General features: G+C 74.0%; 15 protein-coding genes. 8 read left to right on the top strand and 7 right to left on the bottom strand.

The window, feature by feature from the left end; all coding sequences use genetic code 11:
- The first annotated feature begins 142 nt into the window (after window positions 1-142).
- Window positions 143-949, top strand: a complete 807-nt coding sequence (locus ACFVZH_RS24400; RefSeq protein ID WP_384900236.1) for an SGNH/GDSL hydrolase family protein — start codon at window positions 143-145, stop codon at window positions 947-949.
- On the opposite strand, the gene ACFVZH_RS24395 is transcribed toward ACFVZH_RS24400, so the two are convergent.
- Window positions 933-2,039 carry a serine/threonine-protein kinase gene (locus ACFVZH_RS24395; protein WP_384900234.1) on the bottom strand — a complete coding sequence of 369 codons (1,107 nt, stop codon included), beginning with the start codon at window positions 2,037-2,039 and terminating at the stop codon, window positions 933-935. The genes ACFVZH_RS24400 and ACFVZH_RS24395 overlap by 17 nt on opposite strands.
- A gap of 312 nt (window positions 2,040-2,351) precedes the next feature.
- Between ACFVZH_RS24395 and ACFVZH_RS24390 the strand changes: the two genes are divergently transcribed.
- Window positions 2,352-2,624, top strand: a complete 273-nt coding sequence (locus ACFVZH_RS24390) for a hypothetical protein (RefSeq protein ID WP_384900232.1) — start codon at window positions 2,352-2,354, stop codon at window positions 2,622-2,624.
- A gap of 168 nt (window positions 2,625-2,792) precedes the next feature.
- On the opposite strand, the gene ACFVZH_RS24385 is transcribed toward ACFVZH_RS24390, so the two are convergent.
- From ACFVZH_RS24385 to ACFVZH_RS24375, 3 genes are all read right to left on the bottom strand, one after another.
- Complete coding sequence (locus ACFVZH_RS24385) at window positions 2,793-3,989, bottom strand: CaiB/BaiF CoA transferase family protein (RefSeq protein WP_384900230.1); 1,197 nt, start codon at window positions 3,987-3,989, stop codon at window positions 2,793-2,795.
- Between the two features lie 63 nt (window positions 3,990-4,052).
- Window positions 4,053-4,832 carry an ABC transporter permease gene (locus ACFVZH_RS24380; protein WP_384900228.1) on the bottom strand — a complete coding sequence of 260 codons (780 nt, stop codon included), beginning with the start codon at window positions 4,830-4,832 and terminating at the stop codon, window positions 4,053-4,055.
- Window positions 4,829-5,767 (bottom strand): ATP-binding cassette domain-containing protein, encoded by a 939-nt coding sequence (locus ACFVZH_RS24375; protein WP_384900227.1) that lies wholly within the window; start codon window positions 5,765-5,767, stop codon window positions 4,829-4,831. The genes ACFVZH_RS24380 and ACFVZH_RS24375 overlap by 4 nt, the downstream gene beginning before the upstream one ends.
- A 63-nt stretch (window positions 5,768-5,830) precedes the next feature.
- On the opposite strand from ACFVZH_RS24375, the gene ACFVZH_RS24370 reads away from it, so the two are divergent.
- A complete protein-coding gene (locus ACFVZH_RS24370; RefSeq protein WP_384900225.1) occupies window positions 5,831-6,553 on the top strand; it encodes a TetR/AcrR family transcriptional regulator in 723 nt (240 codons plus the stop codon).
- A gap of 106 nt (window positions 6,554-6,659) precedes the next feature.
- Here ACFVZH_RS24370 and ACFVZH_RS24365 read toward each other — a convergent pair whose 3' ends face one another.
- Genes ACFVZH_RS24365 through hmgA form a run of 3 tightly spaced genes read right to left on the bottom strand, consistent with a single transcriptional unit; the run spans window position 6,660 to window position 10,015 of the window.
- Window positions 6,660-7,880 carry a type ISP restriction/modification enzyme gene (locus ACFVZH_RS24365; RefSeq protein ID WP_384900223.1) on the bottom strand — a complete coding sequence of 407 codons (1,221 nt, stop codon included), beginning with the start codon at window positions 7,878-7,880 and terminating at the stop codon, window positions 6,660-6,662.
- Window positions 7,881-7,911: 31 nt separating this feature from the next.
- Window positions 7,912-8,661 (bottom strand): GntR family transcriptional regulator, encoded by a 750-nt coding sequence (locus ACFVZH_RS24360; protein WP_384900221.1) that lies wholly within the window; start codon window positions 8,659-8,661, stop codon window positions 7,912-7,914.
- A gap of 40 nt (window positions 8,662-8,701) precedes the next feature.
- Window positions 8,702-10,015, bottom strand: a complete 1,314-nt coding sequence (gene hmgA, locus ACFVZH_RS24355; protein WP_384900219.1) for a homogentisate 1,2-dioxygenase — start codon at window positions 10,013-10,015, stop codon at window positions 8,702-8,704.
- A gap of 213 nt (window positions 10,016-10,228) precedes the next feature.
- On the opposite strand from hmgA, the gene ACFVZH_RS24350 reads away from it, so the two are divergent.
- The 5 genes from ACFVZH_RS24350 to ACFVZH_RS24330 all read left to right on the top strand — a co-directional run bounded on the left by ACFVZH_RS24350 (window position 10,229) and on the right by ACFVZH_RS24330 (window position 17,527).
- Window positions 10,229-12,292, top strand: a complete 2,064-nt coding sequence (locus tag ACFVZH_RS24350; protein ID WP_384900217.1) for a right-handed parallel beta-helix repeat-containing protein — start codon at window positions 10,229-10,231, stop codon at window positions 12,290-12,292.
- Window positions 12,289-13,086 (top strand): hypothetical protein, encoded by a 798-nt coding sequence (locus ACFVZH_RS24345; protein WP_384900216.1) that lies wholly within the window; start codon window positions 12,289-12,291, stop codon window positions 13,084-13,086. The genes ACFVZH_RS24350 and ACFVZH_RS24345 overlap by 4 nt, the downstream gene beginning before the upstream one ends.
- On the top strand, window positions 13,083-14,387 hold the full coding sequence (locus tag ACFVZH_RS24340) for a hypothetical protein (RefSeq protein ID WP_384900214.1): 1,305 nt from the start codon (window positions 13,083-13,085) through the stop codon (window positions 14,385-14,387). Before ACFVZH_RS24345 ends, ACFVZH_RS24340 begins: the two co-directional genes overlap by 4 nt.
- Before the next feature lie 37 nt (window positions 14,388-14,424).
- Window positions 14,425-15,225 (top strand): TetR family transcriptional regulator, encoded by an 801-nt coding sequence (locus ACFVZH_RS24335; RefSeq protein ID WP_384900211.1) that lies wholly within the window; start codon window positions 14,425-14,427, stop codon window positions 15,223-15,225.
- A 100-nt stretch (window positions 15,226-15,325) separates the two neighbouring features.
- On the top strand, window positions 15,326-17,527 hold the full coding sequence (locus ACFVZH_RS24330; RefSeq protein WP_384900209.1) for a molybdopterin-dependent oxidoreductase: 2,202 nt from the start codon (window positions 15,326-15,328) through the stop codon (window positions 17,525-17,527).
- Window positions 17,528-17,566 lie beyond the last annotated feature (39 nt).

Genomic DNA, 17,566 nt, shown 5'->3' with positions numbered 1-17,566 from the left:
CGCTTCCCGGAGTGGCCTGATCTCGACGGTCGCTGACGGAGGATCGGCGTCCGTTCACCCTCACTTTTGACATGAACACTTCCGGTACGGCGGATCCGATGCTACTACCTGGTAACGCAGAGACCCTGCTACAGGAGGTTCCATGAGACTGTCCCGATTCACCGCGCTCTCGTCCTCGCTCCTGCTTGGTGCCGTCCTCGCCCTCACCGGTGCGAGTGCCGCCCAGGCCGCCGAAACCGCCGCACTCGACTACGTGGCGCTGGGCGACTCGTACTCCTCGGGGGTCGGCGCCGGCAGCTACGACAGCGCCAGCGGCGACTGCAAGCGCTCCACGAAGGCGTACCCGGTGCTGTGGAAGAACGCGAACGCCCCCTCCTCGTTCGCCTTCACCGCCTGCTCGGGCGCCCGAACGGGTGATGTGACCGCCAATCAGCTCGGACCCCTCTCGGCCGCCACCGACCTGGTCTCGATCACGATCGGGGGAAATGACGCCGGGTTCGCCGACGTCATGACGACCTGTGTGCTTCAGTCCGAGGCCACCTGCATCAACCGCGTGAATCAGGCCAGGAGCTACGTGGACACCACGCTTCCCGGCAAGCTCGACTCCGTCTACAACGCCATCAGCAGCAAGGCCCCCGCCGCCCGCGTGGTCGTCCTCGGCTACCCGCGCTTCTACCAGCTGAACGGCAGCTGCATCGCCGGCCTCAGCGAGGGCGAGCGCACCGCCATCAACGGCGCCTCCGACTACCTCAACGCGGCCGTCGCCAAGCGCGCGGCCGACCACGGCTTCGCCTTCGCCAGCGTCGTCCCGCCCTTCACCGGCCACGAGATCTGTTCCGGCTCCGCCTGGCTGCACAGCCTCAACTGGCTCAACATCGGCGAGTCGTACCACCCGACCGCCGCCGGTCAGTCGGGCGGCTACCTGCCCTCCTTCAGGAACGCGGTGTAGCCGAGCCCCCGCCCGCGCCCGTGACGCCGGGCCCGGCCGGCGCGGTGCCCGTCACCCCGCCCGGACCCGGCCCGGCCCCCGGCCCGTCGTCCCGTACCGCGTGATACGTCAGCGCCCCCGCGATCAGCAGCGCCCCGACGAGCCCGGCCACCAGCACGGGGCCCCGGCGCGGTCCACCCGCACGGGTCCCGCCGCGACCGGCCCCGGCCCGCGGCGCCCGCCGGCCCGAATCGCCCACCGCCTCCCGGCCCGAATCGCCGACCGCCTCCCGGCCCGGCCCGTTCGTCGACGCCCCGGCCGCCCCGCGCCCCGGCCCGCCTCCCGCCGAGTGTTCCGTGCGACCGCTCCTCCCTGTACGGCCGTCGCCGGTGGCGCCGCTCCCCGGCCGGCCGGGTGGGAGAGGTGACGCCGTCCGCCCGGCCAGCCGACGCAGCTCCCCTTCGACCCGCTCCGCCGCGGGAGGAGTGTCCGCACCGGTGTCCAACAGCTCGTCGATCAGGGCGCCCAGGGGTCCGGTCCGGCCTCCCGCCGCCGCGTCGAGCAGGGCGCCGAGGGAGCGCAGGTCCGCCGTGTCCTCGGACGCGGAGCCAGAGCCGCCGCGGGCACCCGCCTGGGGTGTGCCGGCGCCGAAGCCCGTGACGACGACGCGTCCGTCGTTTCCGAGGAGGACGTGCCCCGGGGTGACGCCGCGGTGCGGGACGCCCGCGTCCCGGGCCGCCCGCAGCGCGCCGAGGACCTCGGCGCCGACGCGGGCCGCCTCGCGCGGGGGGAGGGCGCCGCCCGCTTCGAGGGTCTCGGCGAGAGTGAGGCCGCGGACCAGTTCCATGACGATCCAGGGGCGGCCGTCCTCGGTGGCGACCCCGTGGACCTTCACCACCGCCGGGTGGGAGAGCCGCGCGGCGGCCCGGGCCTCGCGCTCGCGGCGGGCGTACAGGAGGGGGATGTCGTCGGCGGGGACGCCGTCGGGGAGCCGCAGTTCCTTGAGGGCCACCTCGTGGAGGCGCGTCTCGTCCAGGGCGCGCCAGACGGTGCCCGTCGCCCCCTCGGCGAGGACGTCCAGAAGCCGGTAACGACCCGCGATCACCGTCATGGATCCACGGTAGCCCGAGGGGTGCCGTCCTGCCCCCGTCCGGTCGGCGGGAGGCTCGTCGCGATCTTGGTGTCGGAGATCACACCGGCCCGCGTGTCCGCTGCGGGCGGTCCGGAGTGCAGGATGGTTCGTGACGGTTCGGCAGGTGTTCGAGTGCTGTCCAACTCGCCCTGGAATCAGATGGATTCGGACGGTGACCGTCAACCCCCGTACGAGTGCGGTGAATCCCGTCGGCGGGATACACGGGTGTGACGGTGGAGCGATAGGGTTAACCTGCCCGGGCCGGGTGCCCTTGTACGGGTGGGGAGTGACATGGAACAGATAGCAATGCGCAGCAGGCCGCGAGTGCCTGCCATCACCTGCGGGAGCAGCGCGACGAGTTCGCGACTGGACCGCCATCTCGCGGTGCTCGGCGGCCCCGCCGTGCCCCAGCGAGAGGTGGCCGAGGCGACGCTGCTGATGCGGGAGCTGACGGCGCGTACGCACGAGCCGCCGGTGCACAGCCACCGCAGCCGCAGTGCGCGGGTCTCGCTCTTCGCCCCGCTCCGCCGACTGCGCCGCTCGCTCTTCGGCGCGCGCCACTAGCGACCCCCGGGCCGCCCGTACGGCCCCGACCGCGACTCCGCCGGACGTGTCCCCGCCCGTCCGGCGTTCAGTCGTGTCCGGAGCACCCGCACGGGCGGCCCGCACGGCCGGCTCGCCCGTACGGGCCGCGCCGGGCCCCCGCCCGCACGGCCCGCGCCGGGTTCCCCGTCAGGCGATCACTCCGCTGCTCCGCAGCTCCTTGAGCTCCGCCTCCGTCAGCCCGAGTGCGGCGAGGACGGCGTCCGTGTCCTGTCCGTGGGCCGGGATGCGGTCCATCCGCGGTTCCGGGGCGTCCGGGAAGACGATCGGCGGCAGCAGCGAACGCAGCGGGCCGACCGCGGACTCCACGTCCCGCCAGCGGTCACGGGCCGCCAGCTGGGGGTGGTCCGCGAGCTCCGCGACCGAGTTGAGGCGGGCGCAGGCGATCCCCGCCGCGTCGAGCCGGGCCAGCGCCTCGGCCGTCGTCAGCGGGGCCAGCGCCGCCGCGACCGCGGCGTCCGTCGCCGCCCGCCCCGCCACCCGGGCCGTGTTGGTGGCGAAGGCCGGGTCGTCGGCGAGGCCGGGCCGGCCGAGGACCTGCTCGGCGAGCCGCCGCCACTCCCGGTCGTTCTGGACGGAGAGCAGCACCAGACCCCCGTCGGCGGTCGGATAGGCGTCGTAGGGGGCGATGACCGCGTGCGCGAGCCCTGTTCGCGCCGGGGCGGAGCCCCCGTGCGCCCCGTGGTGCAGCGGATGCCCCATCCACTCGGCCAGCGAGTCGAGCAGGGAGACCTCCACCGGACCGCCCCGGCCGGTCGCGCCGCGCCGGACCAGGGCGGCCAGGACGCCCGAGAAGGCGTACATCCCGGCCGCGATGTCGGCGGCCGGGATCCCGGACTTGACCGGCTGCTCCGGGGTGCCGGTCACCGACACCAGGCCGGCCTCGCACTGGACGAGCATGTCGTACGCCCGCTTGTGCGCGTACGGCCCCGTCGCCCCGTACCCGGAGACGTCCACGGCGATCAGCCGCGGATGCGCGGCGCACAGGGTGGCGGCGTCGAGACCGAGGCGGGCCGCCGCGCCCTGCGCGAGGTTCTGCACGAACACGTCGGCGCCGGCCACCAGCCGCCGGACGAGGGCGAGGCCCCTCGGATCCTTCAGGTCGACCGCCACGGACTCCTTGCCGCGGTTGCACCACACGAAGTGGGAGGCGAGACCGCGGGCCGCCGTGTCGTAACCGCGGGCGAAGTCCCCGCCGTCGGGGCGCTCGATCTTGACGACGCGCGCGCCGAGGTCGGCGAGCTGCCGGGTGGCGAAGGGGGCGGCGACGGCCTGCTCGACGGCGACGACCGTGATCCCGTCGAGGGGGAGTGGCTGGGTGCTCATGGAAACCCTGCCTACCCTGCCCGGCGGGCCCTTGTCACCAGGGCGTATGTCACCGCGCACGGTTCAGCCCCGGCTGTGGCGGCGGACCGCGAGCGGGGCGAAGACGGCGATGAGGCCGAGCGACCAGAGGAGCGCCCCGGCGACCGGGTGGGCCACCGGCCAGGCGGCGTCGGCCGGGACGGGCGCGTTGCCGAAGAGGACCCGCACCGCCGTCGTGACCGCCGAGATCGGGTTCCACTCGGCGACCGTGCGCAGCCAGTCCGGCATGCCGTCGGTCGGGATGTAGGCGTTGGACAGCAGCGGCAGCATGAACGTGGCGCTGCCGAGCTGCCCCGCCGCCTCCTCGCTCTTCGAGGCCAGGCCGAGCAGGATGCCCACCCAGGTCGTCGCGAAGCGGAAGAGCAGCAGCAGACCGAAGGCGCCCAGGGCCCGCGGTGCCGTGCCCTCGATCCGCCAGCCCATGGCGAGTCCGACCAGGACGAGCGGGACCGTGCCGACGGCGCTGGTCACGAGGTCGGCGAGGGCCTGCCCGAGAGGGACGGCCGCCCGGCTCACGGGCATGGTCCTGAAGCGGTCCATGACCCCCCGGTGGGAGTCCTGGGCGGCGTGGAACATGCCGGTCATCAGACCGCCGGCGGCCGTCGCCACGAGCAGGCCCGGCACCAGATGGGACCGGTACTCGGCGCCCGGCATGGCGAGCGCGCTCCCGAAGACGTACCCGAAGAAGAGCAGGAAGACGATCGGCATCGTCTGCGTCATGACGGTGATCGCGGGCGCGTGCCGGACGCGCCGGAGGTGACGGCCGAGGATGGCCGTGCCGTCGTGGACGAGGGCGGTGCTCACGCGGCGAGCTCCTTTCGGCCGGTGAGGCGCAGGAACACCTCGTCGAGGGTGGGCGGGCGCAGCGACGCGTCGACGACGAGGACGCCGGCCGCGTCGATCTCGCGGACGAGCCGGGGAAGGGTGAGCGTGGGGTCCGTGGTCGACGCGCCGACCGCGTGCCGCTCGGCGTCCAGGACCGGCGCGGAGCCGGTCAGCCGGTCGAGGACGGCGGCGGCCGCTTCGAGGGACGACGGGTCGGCGACGACGACCTCGGCGTAGCCGCCGACGAGTGCCTTCAGTTCGGCCGGGGTGCCGCGCTCGGCGACCCGCCCCTCGTCGACGAGGACGATGTCGTCGGCGAGCCGGTCGGCCTCCTCCAGGTACTGCGTGGTCAGCAGCACGGTCGTGCCCTGGGACGCCAGTTCCCGGACGGCGTCCCAGATCCCGTTGCGGCTGTGCGGGTCGAGGCCGGTCGTCGGCTCGTCGAGGAAGAGCACCCGCGGCGGCACGATGAGGCTCGCGGCCAGGTCGAGCCGGCGCCGCATGCCGCCGGAGTAGGTGCGGGCGGGCCGTCCGGCCGCCGCGGTCAGGCCGAACCGCTCCAGGAGTTCGTCGGCGCGGGAGCGCGGGGCGCGCAGGAGCCGGGCGAAGAGGCGCAGGTTCTCGGCGCCGGTGAGGTCACCGTCGACGGAGGCGTACTGCCCGGTGACCGCGATCCGCCGGCGTACCCCCGTGGGGTCCCGCACCACGTCGTGCCCCGCGACGCGCGCGCTCCCCGCGTCGGGTGGGACGAGGGTGGTGAGGACCCGGACTGCGGTGGTCTTGCCGGCGCCGTTGGGGCCGAGGAGGCCGCAGACCGAGCCCTCGGGGACGGCGAGGTCGAGGCCGCGCAGGGCGTGGACATCGCCGTAGCGCTTCCGCAGACCTTCACTAAGTACAGCGTACGTAGTAGTCATGGCGGGACCATACCCCACTACGTACGGCGTACGTAACTACGATGGGGAGCGAGGTGATGATCCATGGCGGGCCGAGCGGCCGAACCGGAAGTGATCTGGGCGCGCCCCGAGCGCACGGGCCGGGGCCCGAAACCGGCTTACAGCCGGCGGGACATCGTGGCCGCGGCCGTCCGCATCGCCGACGCCGACGGCATCGACGCGGTCTCCATGCGCCGCGTCGCCGCCGAACTCGGCTGCGGCACCATGTCGCTCTACAACTACGTCCCCCGCAAGGAGGACCTGTACGAGCTGATGGTCGACGCGGTCAGCGGGGAGTACGAGCTCCCCGAGGAGCCCAGCGGCGACTGGCGCGCCGACATGACCGGGATCGCCCACCAGAGCCGCGCGATCGTGTACCGCCACCCCTGGCTGCCCCGGGTGATGACCACCGCCTACGGCTTCAGCCCCAACGCCCTGCGCTTCCTGGAGTGGTGCCTCGGCTGCCTCGCGCCCCTGGACACGCCCGCCGGACTGAAGATGCAGCTCATCGCCATGGTCAACGGCACGGTCATGGCGACCGTCGCCAACGAGCAGGCCATCGCGGAACGGGCCCGCGGACTGCCCTGGTCCGAGGCCGAGGAACAGGCCGTGCGCGGCGCCTACCTCATGGGACAGGTGGCGAGCGGACGGTACCCGCACCTCGCCGGGCTGCTGTCCGAGGCGCCCGCCGCCCCCGTCGACCCCGACGAGATCTTCGGCATGACCATCGCCCGCCTCCTGGACTCCTTCGCGCCGGGCGCCGGCTGAGCCGGTCCGGCGTGGCGGGCGTCCGACGGGTGCTCGGTCCTGTGCGGCGGGTGCCCCGAGGGGAGGGGGGCTCGGTCCTTCGTGGCGGGCGGGGCCCGGGGGACGGTCACAGCAGCATGAACTGGCCCTCCGGCCCCTCCTCCTGATGGTCCAGTACGGACGCGGGCCGGCGGGCCCGGGCCGGTGGCGGGAGCACCCCGGCCGCCCGCAGCCCGGCCGTCACCTGCGGACCCGCCGCCTCCGCCGTGAAGGCCGCCCGCTCCGGCTCCCGCGCACCGAGCAGCGCGAGCACGGTGATCAGGTCGAGCAGCTCCGAGGTCCACTCCTTCGGCCACCCAGCGGGCCCGATCGCCTCCAGGGAACCCGGCTCCGCCGGCGCAGTCCGGTGCGCGAACCACTGCTCCAGGACCCGCACCCCGCCGACCCGGAACTCCCATGCCTCCACCGGTACGGGGGAGATCCGGCCGGCGCCGAGACACAGCTCCTCGTCCCCGGAGTCGTACGTCATCGTCCCGGGCCGGGCGGGCACCGCGGCCCGCACATAGGGGCGGCGCCCGCCCGGCAGCCGCGGCTTCGTCCCGCTGAGGGCGCCGCGCGCCTGTACGTCGACGAGCTCCCGGCCGAGCGCCACACCGGCCGCCCACAGCTCCGGGTCCCCGGGCAGCGGCACCCGGCACCCGGCGGGGGAGGGGACGGCCGCCGCCACGGTCCACGCGAGCCAGTCCCGGGCGTCGACCTCGTGCCCGTACCGCCGGCCGAGGAAGTCGAGCAGCCCCGGGGCGAGGTTGGGCTCAAGCCCTCCGGGGCGGCGGAAGAGCGGGCGGATGCGGCCCGGGCGGCCGGCGGGGGAGCGGCCCTCGGGGAGCGCGGCGGTCACCAGGAGCGCGGGGCCCGCCGCCCCCGGCACGTACCCCTGCTCGACGGCGAAGAGCTGCGGCTCCCCGGCGACCCGCCACAGCTCCGGGCGGGCGGTGTCGATCAGACGGTGGTCGGGCAGCAGCCACTGCTCGTCGAACGGCCCGTGCGCCACCCGCACCGGCGCCGGGCACGGGCCGGACTCGCGGGCGAACCGCACGGTCCCGGTCCGCTGCCCGGGCAGCGCGGCCACCGCGGTCACCGGGGTCCGTGCCCGGCTCGGCCGGAAGAGCGCCTCCCGCTCGGCGCCCTCGGCGGCCGTCAGTCGCTCCCAGCGGGCCCGCAGCGTCCGCACGTCCGGCGCCACGATCCAGCCGCGCCCGAACCGCAGCGGCGCGACGGACCAGGGCATGAGCTCGTCGAGGAGGGGCGGGGCGTCGTCCGCTCCGGGCGCGTTCGTCACGCCCCGCATGCTAACGAGAGCCCTCCGTGCCACTCCAGGGTCAGTGGGCCTCCACCGTGACCGTGAACGAGAAGCGGTCGCCGCGGTAGCGGATGCGGGCCACGTCGACGACCCTGCCGTCCTCGTCGTAGGTCACGCCCGTGTAGTGGAGGATCGGCGAGAGCAGCGGGACCTGGAGCAGCCCCGCCGTCTCCGGGTCGGCGAGGCGGGCCTCGACGGTGTCCGTGATGCGGCTGATCCGCACCCCGACCACGTCCCGCAGCACCTTCGTCATCGGCCAGCGCTCCAGATCGGCCGGGTCGACGGCGGCGGCGAGCTCGGGGAGCACCGCGTTCTCCGCCCAGTTCGTCGGCTCGCCGCTCTCCCCGTCGCGGCGCAGCCGCCGGTAGGCCACGATCTCCGGCAGGTCCGGGAAGTACTCGGCGAGTTCGCCCGGCACCGGCGCGGGGCCGTGTCCGAGGACCGTCGTCCGCTCGCCCGACTGCTGGGCCACGATCGCGTCGATCGAGCCCAGCAGCCGGCGCGGGGTGGACCGCCGGGCGCCCGGCTCGATGAACGTGCCGCGCCGCCGGTGCCGGCTGATCAGGCCCTCCTCCTCCAGCTCCTTGAGGGCCTGGCGCATGGTCAGCACGCTCACGCCGTAGTGGGCGGCGAGCTGCTCCTCGGTGGGCAGCCGCAGCGAGGCGTCGGGTGTGCGGCCGAGTATCGAGGCGCGCAGCGACTGCGAGACCTGATACCAGAGCGGCAGCTTGCGGTTCAGGACCAGCGAGTCGGGTGCGAAGGCGGTCACGGGTTCTCCGTACGAAGGCTACGGGCTTACGGCCGAGACACTACGGCCGGAAGTGGCGCTCCAGACCCTGCCATACGTCGTCGTATCCCTTCTGCAGGTGGTCGGCGTCCGCGGCCTGCGGGGTCGCGGTCATCGGCCAGCGGGTCTCGAACATGAAGGCAAGGCCGTCGTCGATCTTGTGGGGCTTCAGCTCGGCGGCGCTGGCCTTGTCGAAGGTCTCCCGGTCGGGGCCGTGCGCGGACATCATGTTGTGCAGCGAGCCGCCGCCCGGGACGAAGCCCTCCGCCTTGGCGTCGTAGGCGCCCTCGATCAGGCCCATGTACTCGCTCATCACGTTGCGGTGGAAGTACGGCGGGCGGAACGTGTCCTCGCCGACCAGCCAGCGCGGGGCGAAGACCACGAAGTCCACGCCCGCGAGCCCCGGGGTGTCGGAGGGCGAGGTGAGGACCGTGAAGATCGACGGGTCGGGGTGGTCGTAGGAGATCGTCCCGATGACGTTGAAGCGCCGCAGGTCGTAGACGTACGGGGTGTGGTTGCCGTGCCAGGCGACGACGTCCAGCGGGGAGTGGCCGTACGTCGCCGACCAGAGGTTGCCGCAGTACTTGTTGACCACCTCGACGGGGCCCTCGACGTCCTCGTACGCGGCGACCGGGGCCCGGAAGTCGCGGGCGTTGGCGAGGCCGTTGGCGCCGATCGGGCCGAGGTCGGGGAGCTGGAACGGGGCCCCGTAGTTCTCGCAGACGTAGCCGCGGGCCGTCTCGTCGAGGAGCTCGACGCGGAAGCGGACCCCGCGCGGGATCAGCGCGACCTCGCCCGGGTGGGCGGCGAGCAGGCCCAGCTCGGTGCGGAGCAGCAGGCCGCCGCGCTCCGGGACGATCAGCAGCTCGCCGTCCGCGTCGCCGAAGACCCGCTCCATGGAGGCGTTGGCGTGGTAGAGGTGCACGGCCATGCCGGTCCGCTGGGCCGCGTCGCCGTTGCCGCCGAGGGTCCACAGGCCGGCCAGCCAGTCGGTGCCGGGGGCGGGGTCGGGCAGCGGGTTCCAGCGCAGCCGGTTGGGGTCGGGCACGGTCTCGGTGAAGGGAGCGCCGCGCAGTGCGCCGTTGCCGGTGCGGGTGAACGGCGGATGCGCGGCCGAGGGACGGATCCGGTAGAGCCAGGAGCGCCGGTTGTGGGCCCGCGGCTCGGTGAAGGCGCTGCCGCTGAGCTGCTCGGCGTAGAGGCCGAGGGGTGCGCGCTGCGGCGAGTTACGGCCGTCCGGCAGAGCCCCGGGGACCGCCTCCGAGCTGTGCTCGTTGCCGAAACCGGTGCTGTAGGTGAGCGCCTCGGCCGTCTTTCTGGCCTGCTCCGTGGTCATCGCCCGCTCCTGTCCTGAGCCCACAAGGGAATCCTATGGATGACCGTAGGATTCCGCGCGCCTCCCGTCAACGGGGCACGGTCCTCCGGTGGATCTCCGTGCGGCCTTCGGGCGGCCTCCTCGCGGTCCCGGGGGGGGCCTCCGCGCGGATCTTCGTACGAGTCTTTGCGCGAGGGGGTCAGAAAAGATGAACAATGCTCTACTCTCACGCGCATGTCCTGGACCCGAAGACTCGTTCTCGCGCTCTCGGTCGTGCTCACGGCACTCGCCGCGGCCCTGCTCACCGCACCGGGGGCCCAGGCCCACGAGGAGCGGCCCATCACCCTGCCCGACGGCTCCGGCAGCGTGCCGAAACTCCGCACGGGCGAACCCGACCTCCTCGTCTGCAAGACCGACCGGGCCGACTTCGAGCGCCGGATCGCCGCCTATCCGTCCGCCCTCAAGGCCCGCAACCTCACCCTCTACGACCGCTGCGCACGCGGCGGCTACCGCCACCTCCAGCAGGCCGTCGACGCCGTCGACCGGCCGAACCTCACCATCGCGATCCTCCCCGGCCTCTACGAGGAGGAGCCCTCCCTGCCGCAGCCCACCGGGGCATGCGCCACCCTCAAGGCCCCCAATTCCTCGCTCGGCTACCAGATCCTCAGCTACGAGCAGCAGCTCCGCTGCCCCCACAACCAGAACCTCGTCGCCATCCTCGGCAAGAAGAACCTCCAGATCGAAGGCACCGGCGCCTCCCGCCAGGACGTCGTCATCGACGCCAAGTACCAGAAGCTCAACGCCCTCCGGGCCGACGGCTCCGACGGCATCTACTTCCGCAACTTCACCGCCCAGCGCACCACCTTCAACTCGCTGTACGTCCTCGCCGCCGACGGCTTCGTCATCGACGACGTCCTCACCCGCTGGAACGACGAGTACGGCTTCCTCACCTTCGCCTCCGACCACGGCCTCTACAAGAACTGCGAGTCCTACGGGAACGGCGACTCCGGCATCTACCCCGGCTCGGCCTCGAACATCAACGACGGCTACGGCTACGACGTCCCCCGCTACTCCATCGAGATCACCGGCTGCCGCAGCCACCACAACATGGTCGGCTACTCCGGCACCGCCGGGGACTCCGTCTACGTCCACGACAACGAGCTCGACCACAACATGGGCGGCGCCTCCATGGACTCCGCCTTCCCCGGCCACCCCGGACTGCCCCAGAACCACGCCCGCTTCGAACGCAACCTGATCCACGACAACAACCAGAACTACTACCCGTACGTCGCCGACGGCACCTGCGCCAAGCCGCCCGTCGAGCGCGGCTACGAACAGGGCGTCGTCTGCCCCCAGATCTCCATGCCGCCCGGCACCGGCATCATCACCGCCGGCGGCAACTGGAACCTCTACGAGGACAACTGGGTCTACGGCCACCAGCGCGCCGCCTTCTTCCTCAGCGCCGTCCCCGCCTTCATCCGCGGAGAGTCCGCCTGGGGCAAGCAGACCGACACCTCCCACCACAACCGCTACGCCGCCAACCACCTCGGCGTCGACAAGGCCGGCAACTCCCGCCCCAACCGCACCGAGGTCTGGTGGGACGGCCAGGGCAGCGGCAACTGCTGGCAGTCCGACGCCGGCGCCGCCACCCCCGGTTCCCTGCCCGAATGCGGCGCCCGCCGCGGCGACGTCTCCGGAAACACCGACCGGCTCGCCGGCGAACCCGTCAAGCTCGCCCAGCTCCTCGTCTGCGCCGACTACAACGTCCAGGCACGCCGCCTCCCGGCCGGCTGCGACTGGTACGGCGCCCGCGGCCTCCAGCGCGTCGAGACCCAACTCGCCCTCGGCAGCGCCCTCGTCCTCGCCCTCGCCGGCTTCGCCCTGTGGTGGCGCCGACTGCGCGGCAACCGGCTCGCCGGCGCGGCCACCCTCATCGGCCTCGCGGGCCTCACGCTCGACGTCGTGGGCTCGACCCTCGCCCTCACCCCGACCGTCGTCCCGGCCCTCGCGCTGCTCCTCATCGGAGTCTGGTGGACCCTCCTCGGCCTCGCCCTGCGGCCGACCCGTCCCGTCTTCGCCTGGACCACCCTGGTCCTCGGTGCCCTCACCCTCCTGGACGCCTTCGACAAGGCGGTCCTCATGATCCCGGGCATCCCCCTCAGCCCCGCCTGGTTCCGCCTCCTCCTCGGGGTCGTCTGGGTCCTGTGGGCCGTCATCGCCGCCGGCGCCCGCCCGGCCCCCACCCCCGACCACCCCGCGGATTCCCCCGCCGGGCAACTCGCGGAGGAGAAGGCATGACACCGCCGCGCCGGGTGACCCCCCTCGTCCCGCTCGCCCTCGTCCTGGCCGCCGCCCTGACCCTCGCGGGCTGCGGCGGCCGGGCCACCACCCACCACAAGCCCGGCACCACCCACCAGGAGGCGACCGGAAGCAGCGGCACCCTGCTCTCGGCCAAGGACGAGGGCGGCCACCGCCTCCGGGAGCTCCCCGCGGCCGACGCGCCCACCGTCAGGGCCGAGGCCCGCCCCGACCCGGAGGGCGGCTGGAACGTCCACCTCACCGTGGAGAGGTTCCGCTTCACCCCCGAGAGCACCGGCGGCGCCGCCCTCCCGGGCCGCGGCCACGCCCGCCTGCTGGTCGACGGCCGGGAGACCGCCCGGCTGTACGGCCCCTGGGGGTACGTGCCGCCCGGCGCCCACACCCTGACCGTCCGGCTCCACGCGGACGACCACACGGCCTGGGCCGTCGCCGGCGCCCCCGTCCAGACCACCGTCCGCCTGGACGGCGCCCCCGCCACCCCCGTACCGACGAGCTCCCGGCCGGCCGACACCGGCCGGACCGTCACCCTCACCATCACCGGGACGACCGTCTCGCCACCCCCCTCCCGCATCGAGTTGAAGAAGGGCGAACGCCTCACCCTCCGGGTCACCAGCGACCGCGCCGACACCCTCCACGTGCACGGCTACGACCGTGAACTTCCCCTCTCTCCCGGCACCCCCGCCACCCTCACCCTCACCGCCGACCGCACCGGTCTCTTCGAGGTCGAGACGCACGAGTCCGGACTCGTGCTGACCCAACTCGTCGTCCGATGACCGCCGTCCCCGCCGCCCACGCCCACGCCGAGACGTTCGGTCTCCCGCTCGCCCACGGCGTGGGCTCCCGGCACGACCTCCCCCTCTCCCCCTTCTACGCCTACGCCGGCGCCTTCACCGCCCTCCTCGTCTCCTTCCTCGCCCTCGGACTCCTCTGGTCCTCCTCCCGCTTCCGCGGCGACCTGGCCGGACGCCCGCTGCCCGCCGCCCTCCAGCGGGTGGCCGACGCCCCGGCCACCCGTACCGCCCTCCGCCTGCTCGGAGCCGCCGCCGCCCTGCTCTTCGTCCTCCACCTCCTCCTCGGACCCGACGACCCGGACCGCAACCCCGCACCCGGCGCCCTCTACGTCCTCCTCTGGGTCGGCCTGGTCCCCGCCTCCCTCCTCCTCGGCCCCGTCTGGCGCCTCCTCAACCCCCTGCGCGCCGTCCACGCGCTCCGGCCGCCCCGGCACCCCCGCCCGCTGCCCGCCGCCCTCGGCATCCGCCCCGCCGCGGCCGGGCTCCTCCTCTTCACCTGGCTCGAACTCGTCGCGCCCGACAACACCTCCCGCACCACCCTCCTCGTCGCCCTCGCCACGTACACCGCCGTCCAGCTCCTCGGCGCCGCCCGCCACGGCGAGCGCTGGTTCGCCCACGCCGACCCCTTCGAGGTCTACTCCTCCCTTCTCGCCCGCCTCTCGCCGCTCGGCCGCCGCGCCGACGGCCGACTCGTCCTGCGCTCCCCCTTCCACGGCCTCGACTCCACCCCGCAGACCCCCGGCCTCGTCGCCACCGTCTGCGTCCTCCTCGGCTCCACCGCCTACGACGGCCTCTCCGACAACCCCCGCTGGATCACCACCCTCCAGACCTCACCCCTCGGCCCCACCGCCACCGCCACGCTCGGCCTCCTCGCCGCCGTCGCCCTCGCCGCCGCCTGCTACGGCCTCTGCGCGGGCGCCCTGCGTCTGATGAGCCGTGACCTCACCACCCCCCTCACCTCCTTCGCCCACTCGCTGCTCCCCATCGCCCTCGGCTATCTCGTCGCGCACTACTTCTCGCTCATCGTCACGGAAGGACCACGCACCGTCATCATGGCAGCGGGCACTGACAACGCCCTCGCGCCCGCCCCACCACTGGGCCCCGGCGGCCTCGCGACCCTCCAGGTCGTCGCGATCGTCACCGGTCACGTCCTCGGTGTCGTCGCCGCCCACGACCGGTCCGTGCGTCTCTTCCCGCCCGCCCGGGCGGTCGCCGGCCAACTCCCGCTGTTCGTGCTGATGATCGCCTACACCCTCGGAGGCATCGGCCTCCTCATCGCCTGAACCCCGGCTTCGCCCGATCCCCGACGGGAGCGGCATCATGGTCCCCGTGCCCCAGATCAGCCAGACACCCCCGGTACTCCGTCGCACCCCCGTGCAGCAGCGCAGCGCCGAGCGGCTCGCGCGGATCCTCGACGCCTGTGCCGCGCTCCTCGACGAGACCGGTTACGAGCAGCTGAGCACCCGTGCCGTCGCCGTCCGCGCCGGCGTCCCCATCGGCTCCGTCTACCGCTTCTTCGGAAACAAGCGGGCGATGGTCTCCGCCCTCGCCCACCGCAACCTCGACGAGTACGCCGAGCGGATCTCCACCCGCTTCTCGGCGACTCCGCTCCTCGACGCCCACGGGGCGATCGACGGCGTCCTCGACGAGTTCATCGCCATGAAGCGGACCGTCCCGGGCTTCGCCCTCGTCGACTTCGGAGTGCCCGCCACGGCGCCCGGAGGGGGCGCCGGCGAGGGTGAGGGCGAGAGCGAACGTCGCGGCGAGCGTGACGGGGAGGGCGAGGGCGAGGGCGGGAGCGGAAGCGACGCGGCGGACGGGAGCGAAGGGGCGGACGAGGACGAGGGGGCGGACGGGAGCCCCCGCGACGCCGGCGAGGAGGGGGCCGACGGGCCGGCCGAGGACCCCAACCGCCTGGTGGCCGACCGGATCTGCCTGCTCCTCGCCGCGCACCTGGGCCGTACCGCCGACGACGACCTGCGCCGCAAGGTCCTCGTCGGGGTCGAGACCGCCGACGCCCTCGTCCGGCTCGCCTTCCGTACCGACCCGGACGGCGACCCGGCCCTGGTCGACGAGACGCGCCACCTGCTCCACGCCTACCTGGCGCCCTCGCTGTCGTAGGGCCCCGCAGGGCCCTCCCGCACAAGCTCACGCAGGCCCCTCCCGTACGTGCCTACCGGTCGGTATGCTCGGCGCCACCCGACGCCCCCAGGGAGACGCCATGTCCACCGCCCTGCGCATCTGCCCCCTCTGCGAAGCGACCTGCGGACTGACCCTGACACTCGACGGAACCCGGGTCACCGGGGCCCGCGGGGACCGCGACGACGTCTTCAGCCAGGGGTTCATCTGCCCCAAGGGCGCCGCCTTCCCCGAGGTCGACGCCGACCCGGACCGGCTCCGCGGCCCCCTGGTCCGGAAGGACGGCAGGCTCCAGGAGGCCACCTGGACCGAGGCGTTCGACACGATCGCCGCCCGAATCCGGCCGCTGATCGAGGAGTACGGGCCGGACGCCGTGGGTATCGTCCTCGGTAACCCCAACGCGCACACGATCGCCGGCGCCCTCTACCCGCCCCTGCTGATCGGCGCCTTGCGGACGCGGAACCTCTTCACCGCGTCCACACTCGACCAGATGCCCAAGCACGTCTCCAGCGGCCTGCTCTTCGGGGACCCCTTCGCCGTCCCCGTGCCGGACCTGGACCGCACCGACCACCTGCTGATCCTGGGCGCCAACCCGCTGGACTCCAACGGAAGTCTCTGCACCGCCCCCGACTTCCCCGGCCGGCTCAAGGCGCTGCGCCGGCGCGGCGGCACCCTCACCGTCGTCGACCCCCGGCGCACCCGCACCGCCCGCCTCGCCGACCGGCACGTCGCCATCCGCCCCGGCGCCGACGCCCTCCTCCTCGCCGCGCTCGTCCACACCCTCTTCGAGGAGGGCCTCACCGACCTCGGCCCGCTCGCCGCCCACGTCGAAGGCGTCGAGGAGGTCCGGGCCGCGGTGGGGGAGTTCGGCCCCGAGGCGGTCGCCGCCGCCTGCGACGTGGACGCGGAGACCATCCGCGCCCTCGCCCGCGAACTCGCCGCCGCGCCCACCGCCGCCGTGTACGGGCGGATGGGCAGCTCCACCGTGGCGCACGGCACCCTCGCCAACTGGCTCGTCGACGTCCTCAACGTCCTCACCGGCAACCTCGACCGGCCCGGGGGCGCCCTCTTCCCACTCTCCGCCACCGCGCCCGCCCCGCGCCCGGCCGGCCCCGGGAAGGGCTTCGCCCTGGGCCGGCGGCACAGCAGGGTCTCCCGTCACCCCGAGGTCAAGGGCGAACTGCCGCTGGCCGCGCTCGCCGAGGAGATCGAGACGCCGGGAGAGGGACGGATCCGGGCGGTGATCACCGTCGCCGCCAACCCCGTCCTGTCCGCGCCCGACGGGAACCGCCTCGACGCGGCCCTCGCCTCCCTCGACCTCATGATCGCCGTCGACCCGTACCTCAACGAGACCACCCGCCACGCCGACGTCCTGCTCCCCCCGCCGCCGCCCACCCGCAGCGCCCACTTCGACTTCGCGTTCAACGGCTTCGCCGTCCGCGACCAGGTCCGCTACAGCCCCGCCGTCATCCCCCTCGAAGCGGACCGCATGGACGAGTGCGAGATCCACGCCCGGCTCGTCCTCGCCGTCTCCGGGATGCACGGAGCCCCGCCGTCCGCGGTCGACCGGCTCGCCATCGACACCACCCTCGCCAAGGCGGTCACCCAGGAGCACTCACCGGCGTACGGCGCCGACCCCGCGGAGTTCGCGGCCCGGCTCACCGGCGCCACCGGACCCGAGCGGCGGCTCGACCTGATGCTGCGCCTCGGCCCGTACGGACTCACCCTCGACGAGGTGAAGGCCCACCCGCACGGCATGGACCTCGGGCCGCTGAAGCCGCGGATCCCGGGGCTCCTCAAGACCCGCAGCGGACGGATCGAACTGTTCCCCGCGCCCCTCGCCGCGGACCTGCCCCGGCTGCGGGCCGCGCTCCACGCCGTGCCGGAGCCCGGCACCCTCCAGCTCGTCGGGCGCCGGCACCTGCGCTCGAACAACAGCTGGCTGCACAACGCCCCCGCGCTCGGCGGCGGATCGAACCGCTGCACCCTCCAGGTGCACCCCCGGGACGCGGACCGGCTGCGGCTCACCGACGGCGGACTCGCCCGGATCAAGGGCGAGGGCGGGGAGCTGGAGGTGCCGGTGGAGGTCACCGAGGGGGTGCGGCCCGGGGTGGTGAGCCTCCCGCACGGCTGGGGACACGACCGGCCGGGCACCCGGCTGGGCGTGGCGTCCGCCCGTCCCGGGGTCAACGTCAACCAGCTCCTCGACGGGTCCCGACTCGACCCGCTGTCCGGCACCGCCGTCCTGAACGGATTCCCCGTCGAGGTGTCACCCCTGCCGTGACCTGGGGTTTTGCTCGTATTGCTCACGCGTCAACGTCTT

It is taken from the genome of Streptomyces sp. NPDC059534 (assembly GCF_042743475.1).
Taxonomy (GTDB): domain Bacteria; phylum Actinomycetota; class Actinomycetes; order Streptomycetales; family Streptomycetaceae; genus Streptomyces.
The sequence above is the reverse complement of the archived record's forward strand: the minus strand, read 5'-3'. Positions and strand labels throughout refer to the sequence as shown.

Bases quoted from the DNA above. Each gene is read 5' to 3' on its own strand.
- ACFVZH_RS24395 (WP_384900234.1), bottom strand. From the start codon at position 2,039: ATGACGGTGATCGCGGGTCGTTACCGGCTTCTGGACGTCCTCGCCGAG.
- ACFVZH_RS24350 (WP_384900217.1), top strand. From the start codon at position 10,229: ATGTCCTGGACCCGAAGACTCGTTCTCGCGCTCTCGGTCGTGCTCACG.
- ACFVZH_RS24365 (WP_384900223.1), bottom strand. From the start codon at position 7,880: ATGCGGGGCGTGACGAACGCGCCCGGAGCGGACGACGCCCCGCCCCTC.
- ACFVZH_RS24345 (WP_384900216.1), top strand. From the start codon at position 12,289: ATGACACCGCCGCGCCGGGTGACCCCCCTCGTCCCGCTCGCCCTCGTC.
- ACFVZH_RS24370 (WP_384900225.1), top strand. From the start codon at position 5,831: ATGGCGGGCCGAGCGGCCGAACCGGAAGTGATCTGGGCGCGCCCCGAG.
- ACFVZH_RS24340 (WP_384900214.1), top strand. From the start codon at position 13,083: ATGACCGCCGTCCCCGCCGCCCACGCCCACGCCGAGACGTTCGGTCTC.
- hmgA (WP_384900219.1), bottom strand. From the start codon at position 10,015: ATGACCACGGAGCAGGCCAGAAAGACGGCCGAGGCGCTCACCTACAGC.
- ACFVZH_RS24330 (WP_384900209.1), top strand. From the start codon at position 15,326: ATGTCCACCGCCCTGCGCATCTGCCCCCTCTGCGAAGCGACCTGCGGA.
- ACFVZH_RS24385 (WP_384900230.1), bottom strand. From the start codon at position 3,989: ATGAGCACCCAGCCACTCCCCCTCGACGGGATCACGGTCGTCGCCGTC.
- ACFVZH_RS24335 (WP_384900211.1), top strand. From the start codon at position 14,425: ATGGTCCCCGTGCCCCAGATCAGCCAGACACCCCCGGTACTCCGTCGC.
- ACFVZH_RS24375 (WP_384900227.1), bottom strand. From the start codon at position 5,767: ATGACTACTACGTACGCTGTACTTAGTGAAGGTCTGCGGAAGCGCTAC.
- ACFVZH_RS24390 (WP_384900232.1), top strand. From the start codon at position 2,352: ATGGAACAGATAGCAATGCGCAGCAGGCCGCGAGTGCCTGCCATCACC.
- ACFVZH_RS24400 (WP_384900236.1), top strand. From the start codon at position 143: ATGAGACTGTCCCGATTCACCGCGCTCTCGTCCTCGCTCCTGCTTGGT.